This window comes from Blautia sp. OF03-13 (assembly GCF_003460685.1).
GTDB lineage: Bacteria > Bacillota > Clostridia > Lachnospirales > Lachnospiraceae > Fusicatenibacter > Fusicatenibacter saccharivorans.
Map to the genome: position 1 here is coordinate 1 of NZ_QTVR01000048.1, position 5,971 is coordinate 5,971.

Consider the following 5,971-nt stretch of genomic DNA (forward strand, 5'->3'; position numbering starts at 1 on the left):
TTGAAATTTCCTTGTATTTTGAATTGACAATCAAGTTTTCTAAAAAATCATTTCTTGACTGAATTTTCCTGCCATTTAATAACTCACTAAGTATATCTTCAAACACGGAAGAAATAACATTATCTTCTCCCAATTCGGGCAATACATTTGAAATATATTGCTCAAATATAGAATTTGGGGAAATAATCATAATGTTATTTGCGGACAGCTTTGTTTGTAAACCTTGATACATAAGATAAGCAGCCCGGTGGAGAGCAATAGAGGTTTTTCCACTTCCCGCTACACCCTGTACCATTAGCAGGTCATTTTCCATATCTCTAATAACCACGTCCTGTTCATGCTGAATTGTTTCAACAATAGCTTTCATTTTAGCAGTAGTGTTTTGTGACAGTAATTGCCTTAAAAATTCATCAACAATCTGAACATCTGAATCAAAAAAATATTCCAGTATTCCGTTTTTTATTTCATATTGGCGTTTCAAATTGAGTTCACCTGTTACTCGTCCACATGGAGCGTCATAAAACGCTTCGCCTGTCATAAAACGATAGAAAACACTGGCAATCGGCGATCTCCAATCATAAACATACATCTCTTGATAGCTGTTTTTTCGTAGAGAAGAACGTCCAATGTATATTTTTTCAAATTCGTCCTCATCATCAAATTTAAAATCAATTCGGGCAAAATAGGGCGATTTTATCATCTTTTCTAACAGAAGTATTTTATGTTCTTCTTCTTCATAATCTATAATTTTGTCTGTAACAGGATTGATATATTGGCTTAATTCAACAAGTGCCTCGAAACCGTCTGATGTGTACAGTGATGTAATGCCGTGTTCTGTATTTTCACGCACATCTTTTTTGGCTTCGATAATTTCTGATTTCTTTTTGTCTGCCGCTTCTTTTGCCTGCTTTAATTGTTCCTCGGCTAAAGAGATTGTTTGTGCTAATCTTTTTTCTTCAAACGCTTTTTCTGTCTGATTATTCCCCATAATGATTATGACCTCCTTGAAAAATGAAAGAAAGTTTTACTGAAACATTGCTAGGCTAGTTTAGCATGTGTCAGCTTATATAAACAGTCTTGTATTTATAAAATTTGTATGGTATTATTATAGTGGGAAGAAGTATGTTAGATATTTGATTTCTGCAAGCATATCAATTCTAATACGGACGTGTAATTTAAGCAATAAACAAATTGGGACAAAGCAGTTATACCGCTATGTCCCAATTTGCTATTACTCCATATCTTCAGCAGACAGAAACACAAGCCCGACAAATTCTTCCTCAATCAGTTTCTTCAACTTTTCCACTGTGCTCTATGCAGGCTCCCGTATCTCCATTCCAACCTATAATCTCTTTCTGTAAAAGCAAATCTTGTTCTGTGAAAAAATGAGTTGGATTCCGTAGTAGTCGGCATTGTGCGTAATGTGTATAACTGACTGTATCATGGAATTGTGGGTAACTCTGTTTGCAGGACGTGGGAAAGCTGCACTTTAGCTTTTCCATGTGCTGTGAATAGAGTTATCCATGATTCCATAGCCTGTTATGCACATTTCCACAATGTTTGTCTTTTGGTCGTTGGTTCGGAAAAGAAAAGCCCTGTATGTTATTATATACAGAGCCATTCTAATCTTTTTTTATCCACTACATAGAGCGTTTCCTTTCTGCAAAATTCATTTTACAGAGTGATACCCGCCTTTTTTGCAAAGTAGTCTTTTCTCCCGGTAAGCTCTGACTGTTTTTCCTTTGGAAGATTGTTGAATAAATCATCATAAAGAACATCAGCTAACTGCATTTCTCTCGCAAGCAAAAATACATTTAGACTAAGCCATTCCTCCCAAAGCCCCTCAAATAAGCTGTTACTGTCTGTATAGGTGTCAAGCTCCTCAAAGCCATGTGACGCTGTATAGCATTGCAGTTTAACAAAGCCATACCTACCAACATCAACCAACAAAATATCTTCGTCCTCTATTTCGTACAGTTCCTCAAACACATCAATCACTTTGCGACACTTTTCCCGTTCTTCCTCTGTGATATATACTGTTTTTTCCATGCTCAATTACCTCTATCCTTTCAAATTGTGGAATACTGTTTTCAGTTTTCTTCTACTTCTGAACCACATATTTGAAATGCCATATATGCCATTTTATACGGAATAGAGGTTGGCTGTCTGCATTTATCAGTGTGTTACTTTATGGCACATGAGCATTTGCGCCCGGATTGTCATTGCCGTAGCCCTCCATCAGATTGATTACGCCCCAGATACCAAGCCCGGCTCCAAGTGCTACAACAAGGGTCTGCAAAACGTCTACTGCGCTATTGAAAAATGCCATAAATATATCCTTTCTGCCGCGTCTGCGGCTGTCCGGCAAGCGGACAAAAGGCGGTCAGCGTATGGTCGCCGCCGCACAAAAAAACCGCCCTCTGGTAAAGGCGGCTGTCCCCGCGCTGCGTAAGTTCTGCGGCGCGGCGGTATTCAGTTGTAAGGGGTGCGGCTCCTGCCGCTGTGTACTGCGCCGGAAAGTGGGGGCGCGTATCATGTAGCCGGTATGGATAGATGTGATTGCTTCAATCGCTCCTTTCTGTGTTCCGCTGTGCTGCCGGACGTTTTTTTCAGACTTGCGGGAAGTGAATAGCTTGCGTAGCAAGGTGTTCGCTTCCCGCAAGTTCACAAAGGGGTAGCTGCCGCAAGGCAGCGTAGGGGAAGTGTAGCTTCCCCTGTCCCCCGGCGGTCTGCCATGCTGTCACTGTTGCGGGATAAGCCCCCGGCGCGTGACATACTCCGTTGCAAAACGGCGGTGTTCCGCTTCCTTTTCCCGCCAATACTCCCATAATGCAGCGTCGGCGGCTTCCGCAACATTCATTAAAAACCGTTCAAGCTGCTTTTGTTTTTCCTCTGCGCTACGTTTCCTCATGGTCTGCGTCCTCCTGTAAGTCTGCCGCGTCAAGCTCGTAATAGTCAAAAACCTCGTCGGGCTTGACAATGGCGGGGCGGCGTTTAAGGTGCTTTTCCATGTCAAAGGCGTTCTTCGGGTCTGCGTCGGACAGGTACTTGTATTTCGGGTGCTTCGTTATGTCGAATTTGTCCGAAAAGAACGGGCGCACCCCGCGTAGCTGCAAGATACATTTCCCTCCGTCCATGACTGCAATTTCATCTTCCGTCATAAGCTGCTTTCCCAATTTCTGATAGTTCAGCCCATGCGAAAGCTCCCGCCCCCTTGTTTCGGACGTGTTAAAGCTGTCTATCGTTTCTTTTCCTAAAATTTCCGATATTTCTTTAAGGGTGGTTTTCTCCTTGCCGCCCAAGAAAAGCGTGGTGTCGCAGTTGCCGACTATGGTATCGGCGTTGTCTTTGTAAATGGCTTTTAGCTGTGACTGGCTCTGCAAGATGATTGACGCGGATATTTCCCGGCTCCGTATCGTTGCAATGAGCTTTTCAAACTTTGGTATCTGCCCGATATTCGCAAATTCATCAAGTAAGCACCTAACATGGACGGGAAGCCGCCCGCCGTATTCATCATCTGCCTTGTCACAAAGCAAGTTGAATAGCTGTGTGTAAAGGATTGAAACGACAAAGTTAAAAGTGTCGTCGGTGTCGCTGATGATGACGAAAAGGGCGGTCTTTCTGTCGCCTATGGTGTCAAGCTCCATTTCGTCGGTTTCCATAAGCTCCCGCAGCTCCTTAATGTCGAATGGGGCTAACCTCGCGCCGCATGAGATAAGTATGCTTTTTGCGGTCTTGCCAGAGACGAAAAGTCAAGGACTTTTTCATCAAATTCACAAAGAAGTCACATTTTGCGGACTTCCTCACGGAGCAGACGCTTGATTTTGTCCTCCATCGTCTCTTTTGCGGTCTGGCTGAAATGGACACGGACGATATAGGTTGTCTTGCCGATCTGCTTTCTGACAGTCGGGCAAGTGGCGGTGTTAGTTGCGGTATTGTTCATTCAAAATCCTCCTGTAAATGAAAAATGCCCGGTGACTGTTCATCATCGGGCGGTGTCAGTATGAGGGAACAAGGCAAGGCGGCAACATTAAGGTATCTATAAAAACCTTGCCCTCTTTGCCACGCTTGCCGTGTTCCTGTTGTCAGTTTCGGAGATAGCAGACCCATGCTGTGCCGTCTTTCTCGGTCACAAGTCTGTCCCCGATACGGCTCTTTGCCGTTCTCATGGTGCGTGAAGAAATCCCACGCTCATTGACTGCCTTTTCCAACTCTGCGCTTGGCATACGCTTTCCGTCCGCAAGCAGTTCCAGAATGAGCATTTGCGCCTGTGCGGTCTTGCTCTCGGTCTTGGCGGTGTCTGTCCCGGCAAGAAGCTCGTCAGCGGTAATGTCATAAGCCCCTATCCACTCAAAACCTTTCTCATCTCCCAGAGAAAAGGCAAGGGACTGTCCGGGCGGCGCAAGGGAGCTTTTCTCATGGATAAGCACCCTCGTTGTCGGAATGTCCTTCAGCTTGCCAATAAACAGCAGACTGCGGACTGCCGCCGTAATGTCGATAGACCCCAATCCCCGGTAGGTGCTTTGCGTTCCTGCGGCTTTGTTCAGGTGTCCGATCAGCACGATAGCGCACCCAGTAGCCTGTGCAATGTCTCCCAGACTGCGGAAGATGGGACGGACTTCATTTGCCCGGTTCATGTCCACATCTGCGCCCAGAAACGCCTGTACCGGGTCAATGATAACAAGCCTTGCGTTGTTCTCACGGATTGCCCTTGCTATGCGCTCATCGGCAAGGGTCAGAGGTGCGTCCCTGTCATCAATGACAAGCACTCGTTCAAGGTCTGCGTCCGCTTCTATCAGTCGGGGCTTGACGGTATCGCCCAGACCGTCCTCGGCAGTTTGATAGATGATATTGAAAGGCTCAAGTGTCTCCATACCGGGCAAAGGCTTTCGATTGGTGCAAGCCGCCGCAAGGCGCATGGCAAAGTAGGTCTTGCCCTCGCCGGGATTGCCCTGGATAATTGTCAGCTTTCCAAATGGGATATAGGGAAACCATAGCCATTCCACGCTCGTCAGCTCCACATCAGCCATACGGAGCATTGGGACAGGCTGGGCGGTGGGCAGCTCTCGCAGCGTGATTGTCTCGGCTATGAATTTGCGGTTTGGAATATCCGCTTGCTGACGGAGAACATCGTTCCAGTCTTTCCTTGCCGGGACAAGGCGAATGACGGCGATCTCGCCGGGAATGGACTGTGCCAGTCGTGTGCAGGCTTCATTTCCTGCGGTGTCGCTGTCAAGGCAGAGGAACACTTTTTGGGTGTCCTTGCGCTCAGAAAGAAAACGGTCAAGGGCTTTGCCAGAAACGCCGCCCAGGGCAAGATAATTTCTTGTCTGCCAATCCTGCGGATAAAGGCAGATAAACGATAACAGGTCAATCGGCGCTTCAAAGACAAAGAGCTGATTGCCATTACCCTCGTGTCGGAACGGATAGGATTTGTCAGACCCGGCAATGTCCTGTCTGAATGGGTCTGCCGTTCCTCGCACATGGGCGTATCTCGGTGTACCGCTTCGGTCTCTGCCGACAAACACAACATTGTGCCGCTTTGCGTCCTCGTAAATATCCCCGGAAAGAAGAAAAGCCTCAACAAGCGTTTTGTTGAGACCTCGGCTTTCTGTGAGATATTGGATTGCTCTGTCGGCTGTCCTGTTGTGCAAGGGCAAGTGAAACGCTGTGGGCGGTGCTGTGGTGGCTTCGGTCTGTCCCTCGCCGTTTTCGCCTGTCAACATCTGAACAGCTTCGGGAAAGGACTTGCCGTAAAACTCCATGACGAAATCAATGGGATAGCCGCCCTTGCTCTGGCTGTGGCGAAACCACTTGTTTCCCCGGACGGTCAGGCTGTCATGTTCTTTCCAACGGTATTCCCGTCCGCTTTTGATAAGTGTCTCTCCCTGTGTGCGGAGAAAATCTTCCAGACTGACGGCGTTTGCCCGGTCAATCTGTGCTTGGGTGTAATTCATCGGGATAGTTCCTC

At 46.6% G+C, this 5,971-nt stretch carries 5 protein-coding genes and 2 pseudogenes; all 7 read right to left on the reverse strand.

All coding sequences use genetic code 11. From position 1 onward, the window contains the following. Window positions 1–988, reverse strand: a pseudogene (locus tag DXA55_RS16675) (helicase); the annotation flags it as partial. A 686-nt stretch (window positions 989–1,674) separates the two neighbouring features. Continuing rightward, the gene (locus DXA55_RS16680; protein ID WP_002591345.1) at window positions 1,675–2,049 is read right to left on the reverse strand and encodes a hypothetical protein; all 375 of its coding nucleotides are present in this window, start codon (window positions 2,047–2,049) and stop codon (window positions 1,675–1,677) included. Window positions 2,050–2,188: 139 nt separating this feature from the next. Further along, the gene (locus DXA55_RS16685; protein WP_117534909.1) at window positions 2,189–2,329 is read right to left on the reverse strand and encodes a Maff2 family mobile element protein; all 141 of its coding nucleotides are present in this window, start codon (window positions 2,327–2,329) and stop codon (window positions 2,189–2,191) included. 411 nt (window positions 2,330–2,740) lie between these two features. After that, on the reverse strand, window positions 2,741–2,911 hold the full coding sequence (locus DXA55_RS17405; RefSeq protein ID WP_002569167.1) for a hypothetical protein: 171 nt from the start codon (window positions 2,909–2,911) through the stop codon (window positions 2,741–2,743). Next, window positions 2,898–3,752: pseudogene (locus DXA55_RS16690) on the reverse strand (VirD4-like conjugal transfer protein, CD1115 family); the annotation flags it as partial. The gene DXA55_RS17405 and the pseudogene DXA55_RS16690, both read right to left, overlap by 14 nt. Before the next feature lie 32 nt (window positions 3,753–3,784). Next, window positions 3,785–3,943 (reverse strand): transposon-encoded TnpW family protein, encoded by a 159-nt coding sequence (locus tag DXA55_RS16695; protein WP_006428300.1) that lies wholly within the window; start codon window positions 3,941–3,943, stop codon window positions 3,785–3,787. Between the two features lie 142 nt (window positions 3,944–4,085). Next, the gene (locus DXA55_RS16700; RefSeq protein WP_117814655.1) at window positions 4,086–5,957 is read right to left on the reverse strand and encodes an AAA family ATPase; all 1,872 of its coding nucleotides are present in this window, start codon (window positions 5,955–5,957) and stop codon (window positions 4,086–4,088) included. Between the last annotated feature and the right edge of the window lie 14 nt (window positions 5,958–5,971).